The sequence below is a fragment of the Microbacterium sp. MPKO10 genome, assembly GCF_026107415.2.
In the GTDB taxonomy this organism is placed as follows: Bacteria; Actinomycetota; Actinomycetes; order Actinomycetales; family Microbacteriaceae; genus Paramicrobacterium.
Genome location: NZ_JAPCHX010000001.1, coordinates 274,740 through 294,628, shown reverse-complemented (window position 1 = coordinate 294,628; position 19,889 = coordinate 274,740). Strand labels below are relative to the sequence as shown.

Annotated in this window: 19 protein-coding genes; 7 read left to right on the top strand and 12 right to left on the bottom strand. The window is 65.1% G+C overall.

The window, feature by feature from the left end:
• Positions 1-45 precede the first annotated feature (45 nt).
• Together OK352_RS01395 and OK352_RS01390 are read left to right on the top strand one after the other, a co-directional pair.
• Complete coding sequence (locus OK352_RS01395; RefSeq protein ID WP_265139599.1) at positions 46-2,037, top strand: choice-of-anchor I family protein; 1,992 nt, start codon at positions 46-48, stop codon at positions 2,035-2,037.
• A gap of 241 nt (positions 2,038-2,278) precedes the next feature.
• Complete coding sequence (locus OK352_RS01390) at positions 2,279-3,865, top strand: lipase maturation factor family protein (protein WP_265139598.1); 1,587 nt, start codon at positions 2,279-2,281, stop codon at positions 3,863-3,865.
• A gap of 207 nt (positions 3,866-4,072) precedes the next feature.
• Here OK352_RS01390 and OK352_RS01385 read toward each other — a convergent pair whose 3' ends face one another.
• Both OK352_RS01385 and OK352_RS01380 read right to left on the bottom strand, forming a co-directional pair.
• A complete protein-coding gene (locus OK352_RS01385; protein WP_265139597.1) occupies positions 4,073-5,521 on the bottom strand; it encodes a threonine/serine exporter family protein in 1,449 nt (482 codons plus the stop codon).
• Positions 5,522-5,539: 18 nt separating this feature from the next.
• Positions 5,540-5,977, bottom strand: a complete 438-nt coding sequence (locus OK352_RS01380; protein ID WP_265139596.1) for an Lrp/AsnC family transcriptional regulator — start codon at positions 5,975-5,977, stop codon at positions 5,540-5,542.
• A 181-nt stretch (positions 5,978-6,158) separates the two neighbouring features.
• Between OK352_RS01380 and ddaH the strand changes: the two genes are divergently transcribed.
• Both ddaH and rocD read left to right on the top strand, forming a co-directional pair.
• On the top strand, positions 6,159-7,034 hold the full coding sequence (ddaH, locus tag OK352_RS01375; protein ID WP_265139595.1) for a dimethylargininase: 876 nt from the start codon (positions 6,159-6,161) through the stop codon (positions 7,032-7,034).
• Entirely contained in the window at positions 7,034-8,212 is a 1,179-nt protein-coding gene (gene rocD / locus OK352_RS01370) for an ornithine--oxo-acid transaminase (protein ID WP_265139594.1), read from the top strand. The genes ddaH and rocD overlap by 1 nt, the downstream gene beginning before the upstream one ends.
• Before the next feature lie 60 nt (positions 8,213-8,272).
• Here rocD and OK352_RS01365 read toward each other — a convergent pair whose 3' ends face one another.
• A complete protein-coding gene (locus OK352_RS01365; RefSeq protein ID WP_265139593.1) occupies positions 8,273-8,857 on the bottom strand; it encodes a TetR family transcriptional regulator in 585 nt (194 codons plus the stop codon).
• A 106-nt stretch (positions 8,858-8,963) separates the two neighbouring features.
• Between OK352_RS01365 and OK352_RS01360 the strand changes: the two genes are divergently transcribed.
• Positions 8,964-10,205, top strand: coding sequence for an FAD-dependent monooxygenase (locus tag OK352_RS01360; protein ID WP_265139592.1), 1,242 nt, complete (start codon positions 8,964-8,966; stop codon positions 10,203-10,205).
• Between the two features lie 47 nt (positions 10,206-10,252).
• Positions 10,253-11,002, top strand: a complete 750-nt coding sequence (locus tag OK352_RS01355) for a polyprenol monophosphomannose synthase (protein WP_265139591.1) — start codon at positions 10,253-10,255, stop codon at positions 11,000-11,002.
• Between the two features lie 65 nt (positions 11,003-11,067).
• Here the strand turns inward: OK352_RS01355 and OK352_RS01350 are convergent, their stop codons facing one another.
• Both OK352_RS01350 and OK352_RS01345 read right to left on the bottom strand, forming a co-directional pair.
• Complete coding sequence (locus OK352_RS01350; RefSeq protein WP_265139590.1) at positions 11,068-11,709, bottom strand: NAD(P)-dependent oxidoreductase; 642 nt, start codon at positions 11,707-11,709, stop codon at positions 11,068-11,070.
• A 12-nt stretch (positions 11,710-11,721) separates the two neighbouring features.
• The gene (locus OK352_RS01345) at positions 11,722-12,645 is read right to left on the bottom strand and encodes an EamA family transporter (protein ID WP_265139589.1); all 924 of its coding nucleotides are present in this window, start codon (positions 12,643-12,645) and stop codon (positions 11,722-11,724) included.
• A 92-nt stretch (positions 12,646-12,737) separates the two neighbouring features.
• Between OK352_RS01345 and OK352_RS01340 the strand changes: the two genes are divergently transcribed.
• Entirely contained in the window at positions 12,738-13,235 is a 498-nt protein-coding gene (locus tag OK352_RS01340; protein ID WP_265139588.1) for a MarR family winged helix-turn-helix transcriptional regulator, read from the top strand.
• Here OK352_RS01340 and OK352_RS01335 read toward each other — a convergent pair.
• From OK352_RS01335 to OK352_RS01305, 7 genes are all read right to left on the bottom strand, one after another.
• Positions 13,199-14,011, bottom strand: coding sequence for a polyphosphate polymerase domain-containing protein (locus OK352_RS01335; RefSeq protein ID WP_265139587.1), 813 nt, complete (start codon positions 14,009-14,011; stop codon positions 13,199-13,201). The two genes, OK352_RS01340 and OK352_RS01335, sit on opposite strands and share 37 nt — an antisense overlap.
• The gene (locus tag OK352_RS01330; RefSeq protein ID WP_265139586.1) at positions 14,008-14,904 is read right to left on the bottom strand and encodes a DUF4956 domain-containing protein; all 897 of its coding nucleotides are present in this window, start codon (positions 14,902-14,904) and stop codon (positions 14,008-14,010) included. The genes OK352_RS01335 and OK352_RS01330 overlap by 4 nt, the downstream gene beginning before the upstream one ends.
• 106 nt (positions 14,905-15,010) lie before the next feature.
• The gene (locus tag OK352_RS01325) at positions 15,011-15,673 is read right to left on the bottom strand and encodes a response regulator transcription factor (RefSeq protein ID WP_265139585.1); all 663 of its coding nucleotides are present in this window, start codon (positions 15,671-15,673) and stop codon (positions 15,011-15,013) included.
• Entirely contained in the window at positions 15,670-17,085 is a 1,416-nt protein-coding gene (locus OK352_RS01320; protein ID WP_265139584.1) for a sensor histidine kinase, read from the bottom strand. The genes OK352_RS01325 and OK352_RS01320 overlap by 4 nt, the downstream gene beginning before the upstream one ends.
• On the bottom strand, positions 17,078-17,368 hold the full coding sequence (locus OK352_RS01315) for a hypothetical protein (RefSeq protein ID WP_265139583.1): 291 nt from the start codon (positions 17,366-17,368) through the stop codon (positions 17,078-17,080). Before OK352_RS01315 ends, OK352_RS01320 begins: the two co-directional genes overlap by 8 nt.
• Positions 17,369-17,984: 616 nt before the next feature.
• Positions 17,985-18,518 (bottom strand): GNAT family N-acetyltransferase, encoded by a 534-nt coding sequence (locus tag OK352_RS01310; RefSeq protein WP_306387760.1) that lies wholly within the window; start codon positions 18,516-18,518, stop codon positions 17,985-17,987.
• 105 nt (positions 18,519-18,623) lie between these two features.
• A complete protein-coding gene (locus OK352_RS01305; RefSeq protein WP_265139582.1) occupies positions 18,624-19,883 on the bottom strand; it encodes an alpha-hydroxy acid oxidase in 1,260 nt (419 codons plus the stop codon).
• Positions 19,884-19,889: the final 6 nt, after the last annotated feature.

Here is a 19,889-nt window from a genome sequence, read left to right as displayed (position 1 = left end):
TGCGCCCGTAAACAGGCAGAGCCCCCTCATTGGAAGGTTCCCCTGTTGTTCTCGTCACACGCATCTCCCCTGTCACGATTCACCGCTGCCGCGGCATCCGTCGCTGTCACCGCCGTCGCTCTCGGCGCGTTCACGACCGCGCCGGCTTCCGCTGCTCCGGCGACCCAGCCCATCACGCTCTCGTCCGATGACGCGGCACTCTCGCTCAGCGTTCTCGGAAGCTACGAAACCGGCGTCTTCGACCAGTCTGCTGCCGAGATCGTCGCCTTCTACGACGACCGCAGCTACACCGTCAACGCGCAGAACGCCGTCGTCGACGTCGTCGATGTCAGCGCTCCGACGGCGCCCACCTATCAGTACTCCATCAGTGGCACCGGCGTCGCCAACTCGATAGCGATTCGCGACGACGGCCTCGGAGTCATCGCTCTCGAGGCAGAGCGCAAGACGGATGCCGGAAGCCTGCTGTTCTTCGACGCGAATACGGGTGCCTCCGCAACGGTTCTCGGATCGGTGCGGGTCGGTGCGCTGCCTGACATGGTCACGATCAGCGCAGACGGCAGCTACGCGGTTGTGGCGAATGAAGGCGAGCCATCTGACGACTTCACCGTCGACCCCGAGGGCTCGATCGGAATCGTTGCGCTTCCCGACTCCATCACCGCGCCGACTCAGGATGCTGTGCGCACGGCAGACTTCCACGACTTCGAGTCCGGTGGGTCGAAGGCGCTCGATGATGACGTGCGCGTGTTCGGCCCGACGCCCGAGAGCGACCTCCCCGTCTCGCGCAATCTCGAGCCGGAGTACATCGCCGTCTCGGGCGGCACAGCGTATGCGGCACTGCAGGAGGCGAACGCCGTTGCGGTCGTGGATCTCGCGACAGCATCCGTCACCGACATCTGGTTTCTCGGGTTCAAAGACCACGGCGCTGCGGGATTCGGCCTTGATGCCTCTGACCGTGATCCGGAGGATGCATCGACCGTCAATATCGCGACGTACGAGGGCCTGCGCGGCGTATACATGCCAGACGGGATCAGCTCATACACCGTCGGCGGCGATACGTATCTCGTCACGGCGAACGAGGGCGATTCGCGCGAGTGGGGCGACTTCGAGGATGGGGCCCGGGTGGAGGATCTCGGTGAGGATGGCTTCGCTCCTGTGTGCGCGTCGAGCCCGCTCGCCGGCATGACGGACGACGCAGAGCTCGGCAGGCTCACGGTTGTGACCGATCTCGGGCTGGCCGATGACGGCTCGTGTTACGAAGAGCTCTATGCGTTCGGAGGGCGGTCGTTCTCGATCTGGACGACCTCGGGCGAGCTGGTCTTCGACTCGGGAGACAGCTTTGAGCAGATCACCTCAGAGGCGAACCCCGCGTTCTTCAACTCGAACCACAGCGAGTCAGACCTCGAGGGCCGCAGCGATGACAAGGGCCCTGAACCCGAGAGCGTCGCACTTGGCGAGATCGAAGGCAGCACCTACGCGTTCGTCGGGTTTGAGCGCGTCGGGGGCGTTGCCGTCTATGACGTGACGAATCCGTCGAGTTCCACGTTCGTCACGTACCTGAACAACCGCGACTTCTCGGTGTCGGTTGAGGATGCTGACGACCCCGACGCTGTGCTGTCGGCTGCCGGTGATCTGGGCCCCGAAGGCATTGCGTTCGTTCCTGCCGATGCTTCGCCGACCGGGTTGCCGATGCTCGCTGTGGGCAACGAGGTGTCGGGGACGACGAGCTTCTACGGCATCGCACTGTCGGACGACGGCGCGGGCGGGCCTGAGCCGGGTGATGACACCGGCTCGGACGATGGCAGCGACGCTCCCGGCGACGACACGGATGCCGGTTCGGGGCAGCCCTCCGTTGGCGACCAGGTGGGCTCCGACACGTCGGGTGACACCGATTCCAGCACAGATGACGCCTCGGGCGAGTTGCCGTACACGGGAGTCGATGGCGGAATGGTCGCGGTGTTGTCGGTGATGGCTGCAGCGGTAATCGCGATCGGCGCGACAGTTCTGATCGTGGCCCGCCGCCGCGCGGCACATCACTGAGCTGTGCCGGGAGGGCGGCTGCGCTCGCTCTGTCCCTCCTGCGCGGCAGACGCCGCTGGGTGCTGGTTCAGGTGGCGCAGATGGTCAAAATATGGCTCAAGTTCTAGCCATTTGCGTCACTTGAACGAACTCTGACGGGACACGATGAGTCGTACGGCGCTCCCGCGTCTGCCCGGTGTTCCGGCACGTGGCACTTGCGGCACAGCAGCGCACGGTGGTGTGCTGGCGACAGGAGGTCGTCATGACAGCACCCGGGGTCATCTCTGCGGCAGCATTCGCTGCCGGGGCGGAACCGTCGGTGTCCTTCACAGACATCCTCGCGTTCTTCGATGCCGGTGACTACACGATCGCGCGCGAGGTGCTCCAGCGCGGCATCGCCGCCGTCTTCGTCATCGCCTTCGTGTCGGCGATCGCACAGTTTCCCGCGCTTCTCGGTGAACGCGGACTTCTCCCCGCGCCCCGGCTGATCGCGCGCTCATCTGGACGGCGTCTGCCGAGCATCTTCCGGCTGCGGCCCTTTCGTTACAGCGACAGGATGCTGCGCCTCACCGCCGCGCTCGGCGTCGCCGTCGCGGCATCCCTCGTTCTTGGTCTGCCTCAACTCGGACCGCCCTGGTTGCCGCTCATCGCCTTCGCGCTGCTGTGGGTGCTCTATCTCTCGATCGTGAATATCGGACAGGTCTTCTACGGCTTCGGCTGGGAATCTCTGCTTCTGGAATGCGGTGTGATCGCCGCATTCCTCGGCTCGAACCAGACCGCACCGCCGCTTCTGGTGATGGTGTTCTTCTGGTGGCTCGTCGTGCGCATCGAACTCGGCGCCGGGCTTATCAAGATGCGTGGCGACAGCAGCTGGCGTGACCTCACGGCCATGACCTTCCACCACGAGACGCAGCCGATGCCCGGCCCGCTCAGCCGGCAGGCCCACCTGCTGCCCCGCTCTGTGCATCGCGCCGAGACGCTCGGCAACCACCTCGTGCAGCTCGGCATGCCGCTGCTGCTGTTCGCCCCGCAGCCGATCGCCGGCATCGCCACACTGCTGATCATCGCGACGCAACTGTGGCTCGTGCTCACGGGAAACTTCGCCTGGCTCAACGTTTTGACGATCGTCGTCGCGTTCTCCGGCGTCAGCGACTCGGTGCTCGGCTGGATCGTCGGGCACGGGTGGCCAGGCTGGAGCTGGTTCGGGCTTCCGCTGGAAGACGGGGGAACGGATGCCGCTTCCCGCTCTGCCGAAGCGGGCGCCGCCGTGACAGCATCCGCATCGCCGCTCTGGTGGCTTGCGCTGACGACGCTGGCGTTCCTCGTCGGCGCGTGGCTGAGCGTCCCCGCGGTGCGCAACCTGTTCTCGCGCAATCAGCTCATGAATGCGAGCTTCAACCGACTCGGCATCGGCAATGCCTACGGCGCGTTCGGTAGTGTGACACAGCTGAGGCGAGAGGTCGAGATCGAGGGGACGCTGGCCGAGAACCCGGGCGAAAGCGACTGGCATGCGTACGGGTTCAAAGGAAAACCGGGCGATGTCCGTCGCCGCCCGCGGCAGTTCGCCCCGTACCATCTGCGCCTCGACTGGCTCATGTGGTTTCTCGCGCTTGGCGGTGGGAGCGCCCTGTGGTTCGAGAGGCTGATTCGGGCGCTGCTTGATGCGGATGCTGCGACGCTGCGGCTGCTGCGTCACGACCCCTTTGGCGGGGCGCCACCGCGCGCGATCCGCGTCCGCGTGTTCGCGTATCGGTTTGCGACACGAGCCGAGAAGCGAGAAACGGGTGCGGTCTGGGTGCGCGACGAGCTCGCAACACTCGTGCCACCTGTCTCGCGTGGGCAATGGTGACTACTCCCCCTCGTTTGGGGGTCAGTTTCACGGTACGCTTGCGAACACGACATCGCTCTGCATCGCACCGATCGTCGTTTGAGGGAAGCCTCCGCGAGCAGTGGTTGGGGATCCGCTTGTTTCAAGCGGTTGCCGCGGACGGTGTGGAGGCAGGATGGGGGCATCCTGCCTCCTTTCTCATGCGGGCAACAGCCCCGAGCATCCCCATTACTTGACGCGGCGCGACCGGCGCAGCGAGATCTCGGCCGCCCGGTCGAGGCCGAAGCTGCGACGGGCGAGTTGTCCGCCGATTGTGGTGCCCGCCGCGAGGCCGATGCCGACGGCAAGCGCTGTGAACAGCTCGCCGAGTGCGGCGACAATGCCCTGCGGACCATCCATAAGCGTGTAGAGCCCGCGGTACACAGTCAGGCCGGGGATCAGGCCGATGATCGCCGCCATCGTGAGTGCGGCTTCTGGCACCATGATCCAGCGATAGACGAGGTAGCTCAGAACACCCGCGGCGATGCCGGCGATGCCGGGGGCGAGTCCCGGGCCCTCCAGGAGCGGCTGGATGATGAAGTAGACGGCGAAGACGGCGCCGGCCAGCACGGCCATGACCGGCGCGATAATCAGGCGGACGTAGGAGGTGAGGGTGAAACCGACGCCAATGAGTGCCGCGCCGAGAACGCCAGCCCACATGTTCTCCGTGCGGCCGAGTGAGGTTCCGACGTCGATGGGGATGCCCAGCCGAATGGCGACGCCGATCGTCAGCGAGATGCCGACGGCGAGTCCGAGCGTCATCATGATCACCTCGAGGCCGCGTGACGACGCGGTGATGTAATACCCGTCGATCGCGTCTCGGGCGGCCGCCGTCAGTCCGATGCCGGACAACAGCAGCATGATTCCGGAGATGACGATGACGGTGGGCTGCACTTGGGCCATGAAATCGAACCCGAGCTTCTGAACCCAGTACAGTAGCGCGGCGATCGAGGTGATGACGACAGCGGCGGCCATCTGCACGAAGAACGCGGAGATTCCCCACTTATCGAGGCGTCGCGTGACGATGTCGGCGAGGATCGCGGACAGGGCGGCGGCGACGATGACGACGAAGCTCGCGTCGTACATGACGACGACGCCGGCGGCGAGGACGGCCTTGCCGAGTGACATCATCCAGCGGCGATACGGATGCGGCTGCTGAAGGATTTCGCTCAGGTGCCGCCGGGCGACATCGGGATCGACTGGATCATTCGATGAGGTGATCTCGTCCATCAGCCGGTACACGTCACGCAGCCGCGTGTAGTCGGTCGTGCGCACCTTGACCACGCGCATTACCGTGATCGGGTCCTCGTCGAGACCGCGATGTACAGACACCGTGATCGAGCTGAAATGGATGTCGACGTGCACGCCGCTGATGCCGAAGCTTGAGCTGAGCCGAAGAACCTGGGCAACGGTGTCGGCGGCTGAGGCACCCGTGGCGATCATGGTTTCGCCGACGCGGAGGCACAGCTCAATCACCGAGCGCGCGTAGCGCTGAGAAATGGCGTCGTCACTGCCGGGCAGTGCGATTCTTTGCGTGGGCACGCCCATGCTGCGCACCATTCCACCGGCAAGCCCTTTCAACGACTCGCCCAGGCGTGCGCGAAGCTGGCGCTGTCTCCTGTTGCCGTGGTCGCTCATGTTCCTAGCGTAGAACCCTCAGTCAATGGGGCGATCGATGAGGCGCGAGAGCACGATGGAGGACCGGGTGTGGTCCACGTTCGGAGCCACGCGCACACGCTCGAGGGCGTCCTCAAGGGCCGGGATGCTGCGAGCTCTGATGTGCACCATGGCGTCGGCGCTGCCCGACACCGTGCACGCCTCGACGACCTCGGGAACATGGCTCATCATCTGCCGGAGCTCGTCCGGTGCCACGGTGCCGCGGCAGAAGAGTTCGACGTATGCCTCGGTGCGCCGCCCGTCGATGGCGGGGTCGACCTGAACGGTGAATCCGCGGATGACGCCATCTGCGACAAGGCGGTCGACACGGCGTTTCACGGCCGAGGCCGAGAGTCCCACGACCTGCCCGATATCGCCGTATCCGGCACGCGCATTCTGCCGGAGCATATCGATGATTCCACGGTCAATATTGTCCATAAGCGCCAGTGTAACCGGCGAAAGTTGCGTATTTGCTGGCGAGAACGCACGAATCCTGCAGTCGATCGGGCTCATTCGCGTGCCGACGGTGTCAGACTTGAGGTGGAGGCGTGCCCGAGCGTATCGCGGCCGGGCCAAGAGGACAGTGTCCGCCGCATCTGAAAAACTCACTGGAGACGCTATGACCAGCACTGAGTCCCTGTCCAGCACACGATCCGCGACAGCATCCGCGGGCGAACGCACGCCGAACCCGCGCACGTACCTGATGTGCCGCCCCGAGCACTTCACGGTGTCGTATCGGATCAACCCGTGGATGGAGCCGGCGAACCCGACAGACACGGCACGCGCCGTCGCGCAGTGGCAGACCCTGTACGAGACCTACCTGTCGCTCGGCCACACGATCGAGCTGATCGACCCGCTCGAGGGTCTGCCCGACATGGTCTACACGGCAAACGGCGGCTTCGTCATCGACGGCGTCGCCTACGGGGCCAAGTTCACGTACCCGGAGCGCCAGCCCGAAGGCCCGGCATTCATGACCTGGTTCGGCGACAACGGGTTCGACGTCGTCACGCCGAAGAACATCAACGAAGGCGAGGGTGACCTGCTGCTTGTCGGCGACACCGTCCTCGCGGGCACCGGCTTCCGCACCAGCACCGAGAGTCACCGCGAGGTCGCGACGGTCTTCGACCGCGAGGTGATCTCACTCAACCTCGTGAATCCGAACTTCTACCACCTCGACACCGCGATCTCGGTTCTCGACCCGCTCACGGGCGACGACGACGCGAACATCGCCTACCTGCCGAGCGCCTTCGACGACGCATCACGGGCGATCCTCGAGAAGCGCTACCCCGACGCGATCCACGTCAGCGAAGAAGACTCGCGCATCCTCGGCCTCAACTCGATCTCGGACGGCTACAACGTCGTGATCGCCAAGCGTGCCACGGGCTTCGAAGCTCAGCTGCGTGAGCGGGGCTACAACCCGATTGGCGTCGACCTCTCCGAGCTGCTGCTCGGCGGTGGCGGCGTCAAGTGCTGCACCCTCGAACTGCGACGCTGATGACACACCTCGCCCACAACTACCACCCGCTGCCGGTCATCATCGGAGCGGGGGAGGGCGCCTGGGTGACGGATGGTGAGGGGACGCGGTACCTCGACTGTCTCGCCGCGTATTCTGCTGTCAACTTCGGGCACCGCAACCCGCAGCTCACCGCCGTCGCGCACGAGCAGCTCGATCGCGTCACGCTCGTGAGCCGCGCGTTCGAGAACGACGCCCTTGGCCCGTTTGCCGACGCGCTCGCTGAACTGTGCGGCACAGACATGGTGCTGCCCATGAACACGGGCGCTGAAGCGGTTGAGACCGGCATCAAGGTCGCTCGCGCCTGGGGCTACCGCGTCAAGGAGGTTGCCGCTGAGCAGGCAAACATCGTCGTGATGAGCGGCAACTTCCACGGTCGGACGACCACGATCGTCAGCTTCAGCGATGACGCCGACGCGCGCACGGACTTCGGCCCGTTCACGCCGGGCTTTCGGACGGTTCCGTTCGGAGACATCGGCGCGCTGGCAGCATCCGTCGACGCGAACACGGTCGCCGTTCTGCTCGAGCCGATCCAGGGGGAGGCGGGCGTGATTGTGCCGCCCGAGGGGTACCTGCGGGCCGTGCGCGAGCTGTGCACGGCTCAGAATGTGCTGATGATCGCCGACGAGATCCAGTCGGGGCTCGGCCGCACGGGAACGACGTTTGCCTGCGACCGCGAAGGTGTTGCGCCCGACCTGTACCTGCTGGGCAAGGCGCTGGGCGGCGGGATCGTCCCCGTCTCTGCCGTCGTCGGGTCGGAGAGCGTGCTCGGCGTGCTGCAACCGGGCGAGCACGGGTCGACCTTCGGCGGCAACCCTCTCGCGGCGGCAGTCGGTCACGAGGTTGTCAGGATGCTGCGCACGGGCGAGTTCCAGAAGCGGGCACGTGTGCTGGGCGATATTCTCGACGCGCGGCTCGCCGATCTCGTGGGGGCGGGCATCGTCGCCTACCGTCGCGTGGGACTGTGGGCCGGCATCGACATTGACCCGCAGTTGGCGACGGGTCGCGAGGTCTGCGAGCGTCTGGCGGCGCGGCGTGTTCTGGCGAAAGACACGCATGACTCGACGATCCGTATCGCGCCGCCACTCGTGATCGAGCAGGCCGATCTCGAGTGGGCCGTTGACCAGCTCGCCGCTGTGCTCGCGGAGCTGCGCGCGTAGCCACTCACGTTTGTGCGGCCGGTAGGCTCCTTCGGCGCGGCCAGGTAGTGGTTCGCGGTGCTACGTACGCGGTCCCTCCTGAGCGCCGCTGAGCGCAGCGACGGCCTCTGAGAGTTCCTCTCCGCGTGGAAGGTCTTCCGGATTCAGTAACCAGAGAATGCCGAGGCTCTGCGTGAGAACGAAGTACAGGCGGGCGACGGAGTTCGCTTGTCGTTCGTCGAGCTCAGGGTGTGCGATGAGCAGGTTCTCCGCCATGCCGCGATGCCCCTCCATGACAGCGTTGTGTAATTCCCGGCTGTCACTCGGATCCCGCAGAACGCGGACGGTGTTCTCGAGGCTCGCGAGAAGAGCGTCCCGATTTGCGGCGAATACTGTTGGAAGCTCGTTCATCAGGGTTGCGAAAGCATCGAGCAACGTCGATCCCTGACTATCGAGCACAACCTTCTCGACGTCGTCACCGATCCCGGTACCGAGTGCGTCGACGAGCGCCTCCGTCACCAATTGGTCTTTTGAACCGAAGTGGTAGCCGATCGCGGCAAGACTGACGCCGGCGGCTGCGGCGATATCGCGAGCGGTCGTTTTCGCGATCCCACGCTCGATGATGACCTGTCGCGCTCCGGCGAGGAGGTCTTCCCTGTTTCCCATGCTCCGATTCTAGTCCGCCGTCTCAGACATTTGTATTAGACAAAACACAAAAAGATGTGTACAAATGTCTAAGACAAGCGTACAAATTGTTCAAGGAGTGCACACCATGACAAAGCACGATCCCCATGTTCTGATCTCGGGCAGTGGCATCGCTGGAACTGCCCTCGCTTTATGCCTTGTCGAGAGGGGCATTCGCACAACCCTGGTCGAAAGAGACGATGCGCCGCGTGAAGGAGGGCAGGTTGTCGATCTGAGGGGCGCAAGTCGCGAAGCTGCTGAACGGATGGGCCTCATGCCCGGCATCCGAGCGCACCAACTGCACGAAAAGGGCATTGCATACGTCAACTCGCGTGGACGAGTGCACGCCCGCATGTCGATGGAGGACTACGACGGGAAAGGTGCAGTGGCCGAAATCGAGATCTCGCGCGGCGATCTTCACCGCGTTCTGCTCGAGCGTCTCGAGGAAGCCAATTCCGCAGTGCCCGAGCTGCTGACCGTGAGGTACGGTGACCGCATTTCCGATCTCGTACAGGACGGCGACGGCGCGGACGTCACATTTGCCAGCGGCTCCAGAACTCGATATGAGCTCGTCGTCGGAGCCGACGGTGTCCATTCGGCAACCAGGCGCATGGTTTTCGGGCCTGAGGAGCAGTTCTCAACCTATCTCGGTGGCTATACAGCCTTCTTTTCAATGCCGACGCCACCCGAGATCGAGCCCGGGTGGTTCACGATGCGGGCGGCGCCCGGAGCCGCGGTCGGCATTCGACCAGGATCGCACCCGGCAACCTCGATGGTCCTCGTGACAATTCGCACAGCGCGCGATTCTGGGCTGCGGCGGGACCGCTCGGCGCAGCTGGCACTCGTGCGACACATGATCAGCTCTGCAGGGTGGCACGCCCCGGCGATGCTCTCAGCACTCGAGTCCGCTCACGACTTCTATTTCGACGAGCTGGTGCGCATCGATGTTCCAGACCTTGTTCACGGTCGGGTAACGCTCATCGGTGACGCCAGCTCGTCGGGCTCGCCGCTGTCGGGAATGGGCACGGCTACGGCGCTCATCGGGGCTCGTCTGCTCTCAGCAGAGGTTGCAGCGTCGCCCAACGACATGACCCGAGCAGCCGAGCGCTACGCTGCGAAAGTTGCGCCGTTCGCGCGAGCGGGGCAGGCGGTGCCCGGCGGCGGGATCCGTTTCATGGTCCCCGGGAGCAAACTCGGGAACTTCTGTGCGCAGTTGACAATGCGCATCCTCGTTTCCCGAGCATTCCGGCCCGTGATGAAGCGCATGATCGGTGGTAGTCAAGACGCAGAACTGTCCTTGCCCGAGGAGCAGACAGTTGCGCCCCATTAGGCTGGGTGATCGCACACCGTTCGCGAGTTGACAGTGAGGGAGAGCTTGTGGCCGAAACGCTCGTCATCATCCCCACCTACAACGAGCAGGCAAACTTACCCGGTGTCATAGCGCGGGTCCGAGCTGCGGTTTCTCTGGCTCACGTACTCGTGGTCGACGATGCCTCACCGGACGGAACCGGTGAGCTCGCCGACGAGCTCGCGGCATCCGACCCCAAGATTTCCGTCCTGCATCGCCCGGGCAAACAGGGGCTCGGCGCTGCCTATGCTGACGCCTTCGAGTGGGGGATCGGGCACGGGTTCGGGCGACTTGTCGAGATGGATGCCGACGGTTCACACCTGCCGGAGCAGCTGCCCGACCTGCTTGCAGCGGCGGATGCTGGAGCGGATCTCGTGCTCGGATCGCGCTGGGTCGCGGGCGGCGGTATCGAGAATTGGCCGTGGCACAGGCGGATGCTGTCGCGCGGGGGCGGCGCCTACGCGCGCTGGATTCTGGGAATGCCGTACCGCGACGTGACGGGTGGCTACCGCGTGTTCACGGCCGAGGCGCTGCAGGCGATCCCGCGTGACGACGTGCACAGTCAGGGCTACGGGTTTCAGGTGGACATGCTCTGGCATGCGCATCGTGCGGGGCTGCACATTATCGAGGTTCCGATCACGTTCGTCGAGCGCACGAAGGGCCGCTCGAAGATGTCGGGCGGCATCGTGTTTGAGGCGATGTGGCGTGTGACGCTGTGGGGGCTGGCCTCGTTGCCGCGGAGGTTTCGGCGCGCGAGGAAGCGTGCCCGGCCTCAGTGATGACGGAGCCGGATGAGACGGACTCGAGTCTTACCGCGCGATGCGCATGCCGTTGAGTGGTTTCCTCATGAGGCGGCCCTGGCTGTGAGGTGACGGAAACCCGCCTCAGGCTTTTCGAGCTGGTCTACGACCATGACGGCGAAGTCTTCGGCGCTGATCCACGAGGAGCCTGTCTCATCGACGAGCAGTGTCTCGGTGCCGAGAACGTAGGAGCCTGTGCGCTCGCCCGGCTCGATGACGGCAGGCGGGCTGACGTACACCCAGTCGGCGGACGAGCGTGTGCATTCGTCGAACTGCTCGATGCTCGCCCGTGCGATCGACTGCCACTCGGAGCGAACGAAGCGGAGGTCGTCGATCACGAGACCCGTACCGTCGGGCGTCGTGAGCGGGGCAGAGCCCCCGATGACGACGACACGTCGATCCGCTTCGAGGGCTGCGGCGAGCACCGTCCGGGCGGGACCGCGCACCAGATGTTCATCGCCGGGCGTAGGCCGCGTGGCGAGGATAAGGACGTCATGCTCACGCGCGAGTGCGCTCATAGCGGTCGAGTCGGTGGCATCGGCGTTGAGACTGGTCACCGTGGGTTCTTGACTCCGCTCGACAGAGCGCGATGCGGCGGTGACCGTGTGCCCGCGGTGAGCTGCTTCGGCCACGATGCGTGAGCCGATCATGCCTGTTGCTCCGATGATGGCGGTTCTGATACCCATTACTGTTGCCTTTCAGCTGTTATGAGGGGCGCGATTCGTCGACGAGAGAGCTGCGTCGACCGGGCGCGTTGTGGGGTCGGGCATCCGTCGTCGCGGTGGCGTGAGTTGGGATGCGACGATTGCCGCCAAAGCGAGTGCGAAACCGACGAGCTGCGCGGGGGTGAGTGTCTCGCCCAGCACCGCTGCTCCGAGACCCGCGGCGACAAGCGGCGACAGCAGTGCGAGCACGGCGACGGCGGTGACGGGCAGTGATCGGATGCCGCTGAACCACAACGTGTAGGCGAGGAGTCCGCCCACGATTCCGAGCCAGGCGTAGCCGAGCGCGGCATCCGCATCGATCACCGTCGGCACGCCCTCGACGAGGAGCGCTATCGGAAGCAGAACGAGTCCTCCCGCGGTGAGCTGCCACCCCGCGAGAGCCACCCCGGAGACGCCGGACGGACGCCCCCATTTCTTGGTCAGCACCACACCGAGACCCATCGAGACAGGCCCGAGAAGCCCGGCGATGACGCCGACGACATCGAGCGCCGCCGACGAGCGAAGCACGACGAGAGCGACGCCGATCACACCGACGATGCCCCAGAGCAGCCGCCATCTCGAGAGGCGCTCGCCCAGCAGTGGCACGACGAGCAGCGCGACAATGAGCGGTTGAAACGCGCCGAGAGTCGCAGCCACCCCACCCGGCAGCCGGTAGGCCGCGAGGAACAGCAGCGGAAAGAAGGCGCCGATGTTCAGGATGCCGAGAACGGCCGATTTGAACCACCACGTTCTGTGGGGAAGGCGTCGTGCAATCGCAATGGCGATGAGCCCGGCGGGAAGCGCCCGCACGAGCGACGCGAAGAGCGGATGACCGGCGGGAAGAAGCTCGGTGGTCACGATGTACGTCGTGCCCCATACAGCGGGGGCGAACGCGGTGAGGAGCGTTGTCTGCTTCATCTTTTCTCTTAACGTTAAACACTTGAACGATAAGAGAGTAACGCGCACTAGACTCGACGTCAAACAGTTGAGCGTTGAAGGGTGTGAAAAGAGTGGACAGCGTCGACACGATCATTGCCCAGTGGAATGCAGTGAAACCCGGTCTCGATGTGAGCGCCATGGGGATCATCGGGCGCATATCGCGCCTGGAGCGCGAGCATGATGCACAAATGCGGCAGGTGTTCGACAGACACAACCTTCTGCGCGGAGAGTTCGACATTCTCGCAACGCTCGTGCGCGCCGATCCGCACGGTGACGGGCTCACCGCGGGCCAGCTGACCGCGCAGACGATGGTGACATCGGGCGCGATCACGAACCGGCTCGATCGCCTCGTCGCCAAGGGCTACGTCACGCGAGAGGTCGATCCGGAAAACCGGCGGTCAATCCGAGTCGAGCTCACACGCGAAGGGCGCGCCGTCGTGGACGCAGCTCTGGTCGATCACGTCGCCAACGAAGAGCGGATGCTGCAGAGCCTCAGCTCGTCGCAGCGCGCGTCGCTCTCCAGCATCCTGAGTCAGCTGCTCGCTGCGCACGAGGGCGCCGCGAAGTAGCGACGCAGTGTGCGGCGCCAGGCATTGCTGGGCAGGTGCGGATAGAGGAGCGACGCAGCGACACAGTACTTGCTCACGGAGTGCGGGCGCACACCCGCGGTCAGCAGCATCCGGTCGAGCGGTCCCGCACCCGCGGGAGACTTCGTCTCGACAAGGACGTCGTGCGGCCCGGCGTGCATCTCGCCGTCTGCGAGGCACTCCAGGTCGAGGTCGAGAGTGACCCGCTGATCGTCGTGGCACAGCGTTGCCCGGTGGTATACCGTCTCGAGGACGGGACGCAGCTGTGCAGCATCCTCGCCGATGATTCTCTCGATGAACGCGCGGTCGGCCGAGGTCAGCTCAGCAGGAGCGTTGGGGTCGTGGTCAATGCGCTCCTTGACGGTCTGCCCGCGGTAGCCCTTCGACTTCACCTCGAGCATGCAGTCGCCGGACTCGCAGTACGTGCGTGTGCGCACCTTGTACCGGTGGCGGCGGCCCTGCGCGTGCTGACGGAAGAACCGGAACTCGGGGGAATCGAAGTAGACGGTGCTGTAGCGGAACAGTCGTGTGTGATCGATCTCGAGAACGCGGAACTCTCCCGGCATCCGCCGGAGCAGGTCGGCGAGAGTCGCGCGAGAAACGAAGTACTTACGGTCGACACGGGTCATGAGCCGTGCCTGCGCGTTGAGCTGCTCGAGTGAGATCGGTTCAAGCTCGTCGAGGTGATCGAGCAGCGGGGTTGCGCTGTCGGCGGGCCGCGTGCGGCGCCGATCGGCGGTGACTGCTGTCGCGCTCATCGTGTCACCGGTTCGCGGTCGCTGACAGCATCCGCGTGGCTGGTGAATTCGGCGGATGCTGGCACGGCGGCCTCGTTCGCGTGCGCCGCGGCACCGTCGTGCGGGAGTGGCTGGCTGTGCTGCGAAACAGCGGCTTCGGTCACGTGCTGCCGAGGGGCGACGCCGACCGGCGCGCGGTCGCGGGTGCCCGACGATTCGGTGTTCCGGAACAAGGACAGAATGCCGAGAACAGGACGGAATCCGGCGAAACGTCCTTGTGTGGGCGTTCCGTCCGTGCTGCGCTCAGTTGCGTGAAACATCGTCGAGCCCGCTGTTATGCGCGGGGCGTCAGCGGCCGTGCCGACCTGTGCGGTTCTGTCGCTGTAGCGCACGTCGACGAGCGTGGTGTCGCGCACCATATCGACGTCGAGCAGTTCGACGCGCGTCACGCGGGCATCGAGCAGCTGCTCGAGGTGGGCCGTCAGGGCCGCCTCGCTTGTGAACGCCCGGTCGAGGGTGAGCGTGTGCCTGCGCGTGCTCGGTGCCACTCGCGGGCTGTCAACGACAAGCATGACGAGCAGCATCAGCGCAGAGAGCGCCGGCGTCACCCAGAGCGGCGACGGCTGCAGCCCGGCAAGAAGGCCCAGGGCAAGCGAAACGAAGTAGTACGCGATCTCCTGCTGCGTGATTTGATCGCTGCGCAGACGAATGATCGAGAGGATGCCGAATAGCCCAATGCCGAGCCCAATGCCGACCTCGACCGAACTCAGCGCAATCGTGACGGCGACGACGCCGACGTTCAGCGCGATGTACGAGAGCATAAGGTCGCGACGGCGGTGGCGCCGGAAGTACAGCACGTAGGCCAGAAGCGTGATGGCGACGAGATCGGTGGTGATCGCGATGGCAAGTGACATGTTCTTCTCCCTGATGATGTGTTGTCTTCCAGCCTCTGATGCCGGAGTAAGGGAGGCGTGAGCTGAAGATGAGAGAAATCACATGTGGCGGTTTCGCCGCGGGATCTCAGTGGGTGAGCAGGCGGTAACCCGCCCCGCGCACCGTCTCGATGCGGTCGGTTCCGAGCTTGGAACGCAGATACCTGACGTACACGTCGACGACGTTGGAGCCAGGGTCGAAGTCGAATCCCCACACCTGGCTGAGCAGCTGCTGGCGGCTGAGCACTTCGTCTGGATGCCGCATGAACATCTCGAGCAGTGCGTACTCGCGGGTGGTGAGCTCGATGGTCTCGTCGCGGACGAGCGCTCGCCTGGTGCGCAGATCGAGGGAGACGTCGCCGGACTTGAGGATCGTCGCCTCGCCCGCCGACTCAGAGCGCAGTCGGAGGCGAACGCGGGCGAGGAGCTCGTCGAATGAGAATGGCTTGCGCATATAGTCGTCAGCGCCACCGGAGAGGCCGGCGACCGTGTCTTCGATCGCGTCGCGTGCGGTCAGGATGATGATCGGCATCTCGTTGCGATCGGCGCGAACTCGGCGCAGAACACTGAAGCCGTCGAGTCCGGGAAGCCCAATGTCGAGGATCATCAGATCGAAATCGCCCGACCGTGCGAACTCCACGGCCGAATGTCCGTCGGTGACGGTCTCCGACCGGAACCCATTGGCCCGCAGACCCTTTTGGATGAACGACGAGATACGCTCTTCGTCTTCGGCGATGAGGATTCGTTTCACGGAAGCTCCTTCGGGTCGATCCAGGGCAGGTCGAGAGTGAACGTGGCGCCGTGTCCGGGCGTCGAGTCGATTCTCACGGTGCCACCGTGCGCTTCGGCGATGCGCGCCACGATCGCGAGACCGAGCCCCGTGCCCTGGCGGCGGGTCTCGGAGCTGCCGCGCGCGAACCGTTCGAAGATGCGCTCGCGATCGTCGTCGGGGATGCCGGTTCCGGTGTCACGTACCCAGAGCAGCATCCGGTCGTCTGCGACGTGGCCTCCGAGGGCAATGCTGTCGCGCTCGCTGGTATGGGCGACGGCGTTGGCGGCGAGTTGCAGCAGCGCCTGCGTGAGTCGTTGCGCATCGGCGACGGCGAACGTCTCGGGTGTCTCGTCGATGCTCCAGTGGCGTTCGGCCAGCGCTGTGGCCTTCGCGAACGTCTCGACAACAAGATCTGTGACATCGGTGGGCCCCATCAGCAGAAAGTCGGGTCTCTCACTGCGTGCCAGCATGATGAGGTCGTCTACAAGCCGCGACATGCGCTCCAGCTCATCGTCAACCAGATGCATCGTCTGCTCGCGATCTTCGGGGTCGTCGCTCATGACGTCGAGATGCCCGCGGATCACGGTGATCGGCGTGCGCAGCTCGTGTCCGGCGTCGTCGAGAAAGCGGCGCTGGCCGGCGAACGCGGCTTCGAGGCGATCCAGCATCCGGTTGAAGGTAACGGCGAGCTGCGCGACATCGTCGTGTCCGACGACGTCGATGCGGCGCCCAAGATCGGTTTCTGTGATGCGCGCCGCCGTCAACCGGACGTCTCGGATTGGCGCGAGCACACGACCGGCGATGAACCAGCCCGTGACGCCCGCGAGCATGAGTGACACGAGAGCGACGACGGACATGACCCAGATCGTCGACCAGGCTTCGTCGTATTCGGGGGCGAGAAACTCGGCGATGACGAGCTGCCCCGTCGCCGGGTCGCCGTCCACGCTCACGGGAATGATCGCGTACTCGACCGGTCCCGCCTCCGTGGCGAGCGAGCCGGAGGTCGGCGTGGTGACGGATGCCGCTTCGCGCACAAATTCCGGGTCGGTGTCGATCCGGGCGATGCGTTCGCCTCCGCTTCGACGGTCAGCCACACCGTCGATGATGCTGAAGAACATCTCGTTGTCTTCGGCGAGGTTATGCTGCAGGTGGCTTGTGAGAAGCTCGCGCACGGTAAAGAACTCCTTCCCCGTGCTCGGGTCCGGCTTCGTGGCGAATGCGCGGAACTTGTCGGCTTCGTGGGCGAGCTCGGCTGCGACTTGTGAGTCTGCGCGCGAGAACAGCGAACGCCCTGTGACAACGACGATCGCGACGATGGCAATCGTCACGAGCAGAAGGATCCACGCGAGGATGCGGGTGCGCGCGGTCACACCACGGCGACGTTCAGTCATCGTCGTCATCGTCATCGTCATCGTCGTCGTCGTCATCACCGGCGTCGAGCGGCGGTGCGGGCGGAACTGTCGATGCACCATCCCCGGGGGGTGTGGTTTCCGGGGGAGCAGACGGTGTCGTGTCTCCGTCGCCGGGCGTGCTGTCTGGCGTCCCGGACGGAGTGATGACGACGGCGGGACCCAGTGCTGGTTTGTCGGGCTGCATGAGCAGATCGGCGCTCCACCAGATGCCGACTGCGATGACGAGCGCAGCCGGAATCGCCAACCAGCTATACCGAGCCATGACTCAAGTGTGGCTGACGGAAGCGCTTGGGCGGTGAGATTCGTATGAGAGACCTCTCATATTCGCAGGTGTGCAGGGGCCCGGAGACGGTGGGCGACACGCCGCGCCGGAGGCCGTGGCACGCCGTATTGCGACGACCGACTCCGAATGCAGCGACAGTGATGTGCAGAGATTCGGAAATTTCGAGCGACACGCCGCAGTTTGGATGCGACACGCCGGGTCTGGGAGTGAGATTTCCGAATGACTGCACGGAAGTTTGTGCAGATGGCGGCGCGGCTGGGCGTTGACGGAGGATGCTGTCTGCACCAAGGCAGGGCCGCCAGAGCGTTGGTGGAAGAGGCTACCGCGCGCCAAGGCAGGCGGTGCGTTGACGGGGAGGCTACCGCGCGCCAAAGCTGGCAGTGCGTTGGTAGAGGATGCTGTGTGCACCAAAGCAGGGCGGGCAGGCAGCTGCGTTCTACGGAGGTGGCCTCGCTACAGGTCGAGCGTCAGCGGGTCGAGCTTTGGAACAGCATCCGTCGCAAGCCAAGCCAAGCCAAGCCAAGCCAAGCCAAGGCAGAGCAAGTCAAGGCAAGGCAGAGCAGAGCAGGCAGCGACGTTCGGCAGTGGTGGCTCGCTACAGTTCCAGTGTCAGCGGGTCGAGCTTTGGAACAGCATCCGTTGCGAGTCGCGCATGCGTCTCGACGTCGAAGCGCTCGGTGCCGTACCGGAGCTTCTCGCGCTGGATGCCCTCGGGCAGGAAGCCGGCACGCGACGCGACGCGGCACGATGGTGTGTTCTCGACGCGATGCCCCAGCTCAAGGCGGTGGATGCTCTGCTCGGCGAATGCCCACTGTGCGAGCGAGGCGAGGGCGCGCGTGGCAAGACCCTGTCCGCGTGCCGTCGTCGCGAGCCAGTAGTACGTCCAGCCGGTGCCATGCCGATACTCGATGTTGCTGATCCCGACATTGCCGACAGGCACCTCGTCACGGCAGATGGCGACGTTCACCGTCGATGCTTCGGCGGGGAGCGCATCGCGAATGAACGCCCGACAGGCCTCAACCGTCGACACGTCGGCGGTCCCCACCTGACGGATCAGATCGGGCGAGGTCGCAATGCATTCGCGCAGCGCGGAGGCGTCAGAGAGCTTCCACGGCCGCAGGGTGATCATGATGTGACCATACAGCGGTGACGTGCGCCCGGGGAGGGTCCGCGCGCCATGTCGGAGATTCTGGCGGCACGTGGTGCGCATGCCTCGCGCCGCAAAGCGGAGTCGTCAGGCGCGCGTCGGCTCCACAGCATCCCGTGTCACCGGCGTCAGCCGGGCCAGCTGCGTGACATGACGTGGCTCCAGCTCGCCGAGTGACGAGACGCCCAGCAGCTTCATCGTGCGGACGATCTCATCGCTCAAAATCGCAATGGTGCGGTCGACGCCCTCGCGCCCTCCGGCCATGAGCCCGTACAGGTACGCGCGGCCGATGAGTGTGAAGTCGGCGCCCAGTGCCACCGATGCGACAATGTCGGCCCCGTTCATGATCCCCGTGTCGACCATGATCGTGGCGTCGGCGCCCAGCTCGCGCCGCACGTGCGGCAGCAGGTGGAAGGGGATCGGCGCGCGATCGAGCTGCCGGCCGCCGTGGTTCGAGAGCACGATGCCGTCGACGCCGAGATCGACGAGCTTGGCGGCATCCTCAATGTTCTGCACGCCCTTGATCACGATCTTCCCCGGCCACATGCCGCGGATCACCTCGAGGTCGTCGTAGCTGATCGTGGGATCCATGGCGGCGTCAAGCAGCTCGCCCACCGTGCCGCCCGTCGATGACAGCGAGGCGAACTCGAGCTTCGGCGTGGTGAGGAAGTCGATCCACCACCACGGGCGCGGAATCGCGTTGAGAATCGTCTTGGGCGTGAGCTGCGGCGGAATCGAGAATCCGTTGCGCTTATCGCGCAGCCGAGCCCCGGCGACAGGCGTGTCGACCGTGAAGAAGAGGGTGTCGAATCCGGATGCTGCCGCGCGACGCGTCAGCTCATAGGAGACCTCGCGGTCGCGCATGACGTACAGCTGAAACCAGTTGCGACCGTCCGGATTGGTGGCCTTGACGTCTTCGATCGATGTTGTGCCGAGCGTCGAGAGCGTGAACGGAATGCCCGCCGCGGCGGCGGCGCCGGCTCCCGCGGTCTCACCCTCGGTCTGCATGAGTCGCGTGAAGCCGGTGGGCGCGATACCGAACGGCAGGGCGCTCGGCCCGCCCAGGACGGTTGTGCTGGTGTCGACGCTCGTTGCCGGGCGGAGCACGTCGGGGTGGAACTCGACGTCCTTGAACGCTTGGCGTGCCCGCGCAAGGGAGAGCTCGCCTTCGGCAGCGCCGTCGGTGTAGTCGAATGCCGCCGCGGGCGTGCGCCGTTTGGCGATGGTCCGCAGATCGGCGATGGTGAGCGCGGCGTCGAGCCGACGCTTCTTGCCGTTGAGCTCGGGCTTCTTGAACTGCATGAGCTCGAAGATCTCGGCGGGCTTCGGAAGCTGGCGAGTGACCATGTGAAG

Coding starts and splice junctions, on each gene's coding strand:
- OK352_RS01335 (WP_265139587.1), bottom strand. CDS start 14,011: ATGAGCGCGACAGCAGTCACCGCCGATCGGCGCCGCACGCGGCCCGCC.
- OK352_RS01330 (WP_265139586.1), bottom strand. CDS start 14,904: ATGTCACTTGCCATCGCGATCACCACCGATCTCGTCGCCATCACGCTT.
- rocD (WP_265139594.1), top strand. CDS start 7,034: ATGACACACCTCGCCCACAACTACCACCCGCTGCCGGTCATCATCGGA.
- OK352_RS01365 (WP_265139593.1), bottom strand. CDS start 8,857: ATGGGAAACAGGGAAGACCTCCTCGCCGGAGCGCGACAGGTCATCATC.
- OK352_RS01305 (WP_265139582.1), bottom strand. CDS start 19,883: ATGGTCACTCGCCAGCTTCCGAAGCCCGCCGAGATCTTCGAGCTCATG.
- OK352_RS01385 (WP_265139597.1), bottom strand. CDS start 5,521: ATGAGCGACCACGGCAACAGGAGACAGCGCCAGCTTCGCGCACGCCTG.
- OK352_RS01360 (WP_265139592.1), top strand. CDS start 8,964: ATGACAAAGCACGATCCCCATGTTCTGATCTCGGGCAGTGGCATCGCT.
- OK352_RS01345 (WP_265139589.1), bottom strand. CDS start 12,645: ATGAAGCAGACAACGCTCCTCACCGCGTTCGCCCCCGCTGTATGGGGC.
- OK352_RS01390 (WP_265139598.1), top strand. CDS start 2,279: ATGACAGCACCCGGGGTCATCTCTGCGGCAGCATTCGCTGCCGGGGCG.
- OK352_RS01310 (WP_306387760.1), bottom strand. CDS start 18,518: ATGATCACCCTGCGGCCGTGGAAGCTCTCTGACGCCTCCGCGCTGCGC.
- OK352_RS01350 (WP_265139590.1), bottom strand. CDS start 11,709: ATGGGTATCAGAACCGCCATCATCGGAGCAACAGGCATGATCGGCTCA.
- OK352_RS01315 (WP_265139583.1), bottom strand. CDS start 17,368: ATGGCTCGGTATAGCTGGTTGGCGATTCCGGCTGCGCTCGTCATCGCA.
- OK352_RS01320 (WP_265139584.1), bottom strand. CDS start 17,085: ATGACTGAACGTCGCCGTGGTGTGACCGCGCGCACCCGCATCCTCGCG.
- ddaH (WP_265139595.1), top strand. CDS start 6,159: ATGACCAGCACTGAGTCCCTGTCCAGCACACGATCCGCGACAGCATCC.
- OK352_RS01380 (WP_265139596.1), bottom strand. CDS start 5,977: ATGGACAATATTGACCGTGGAATCATCGATATGCTCCGGCAGAATGCG.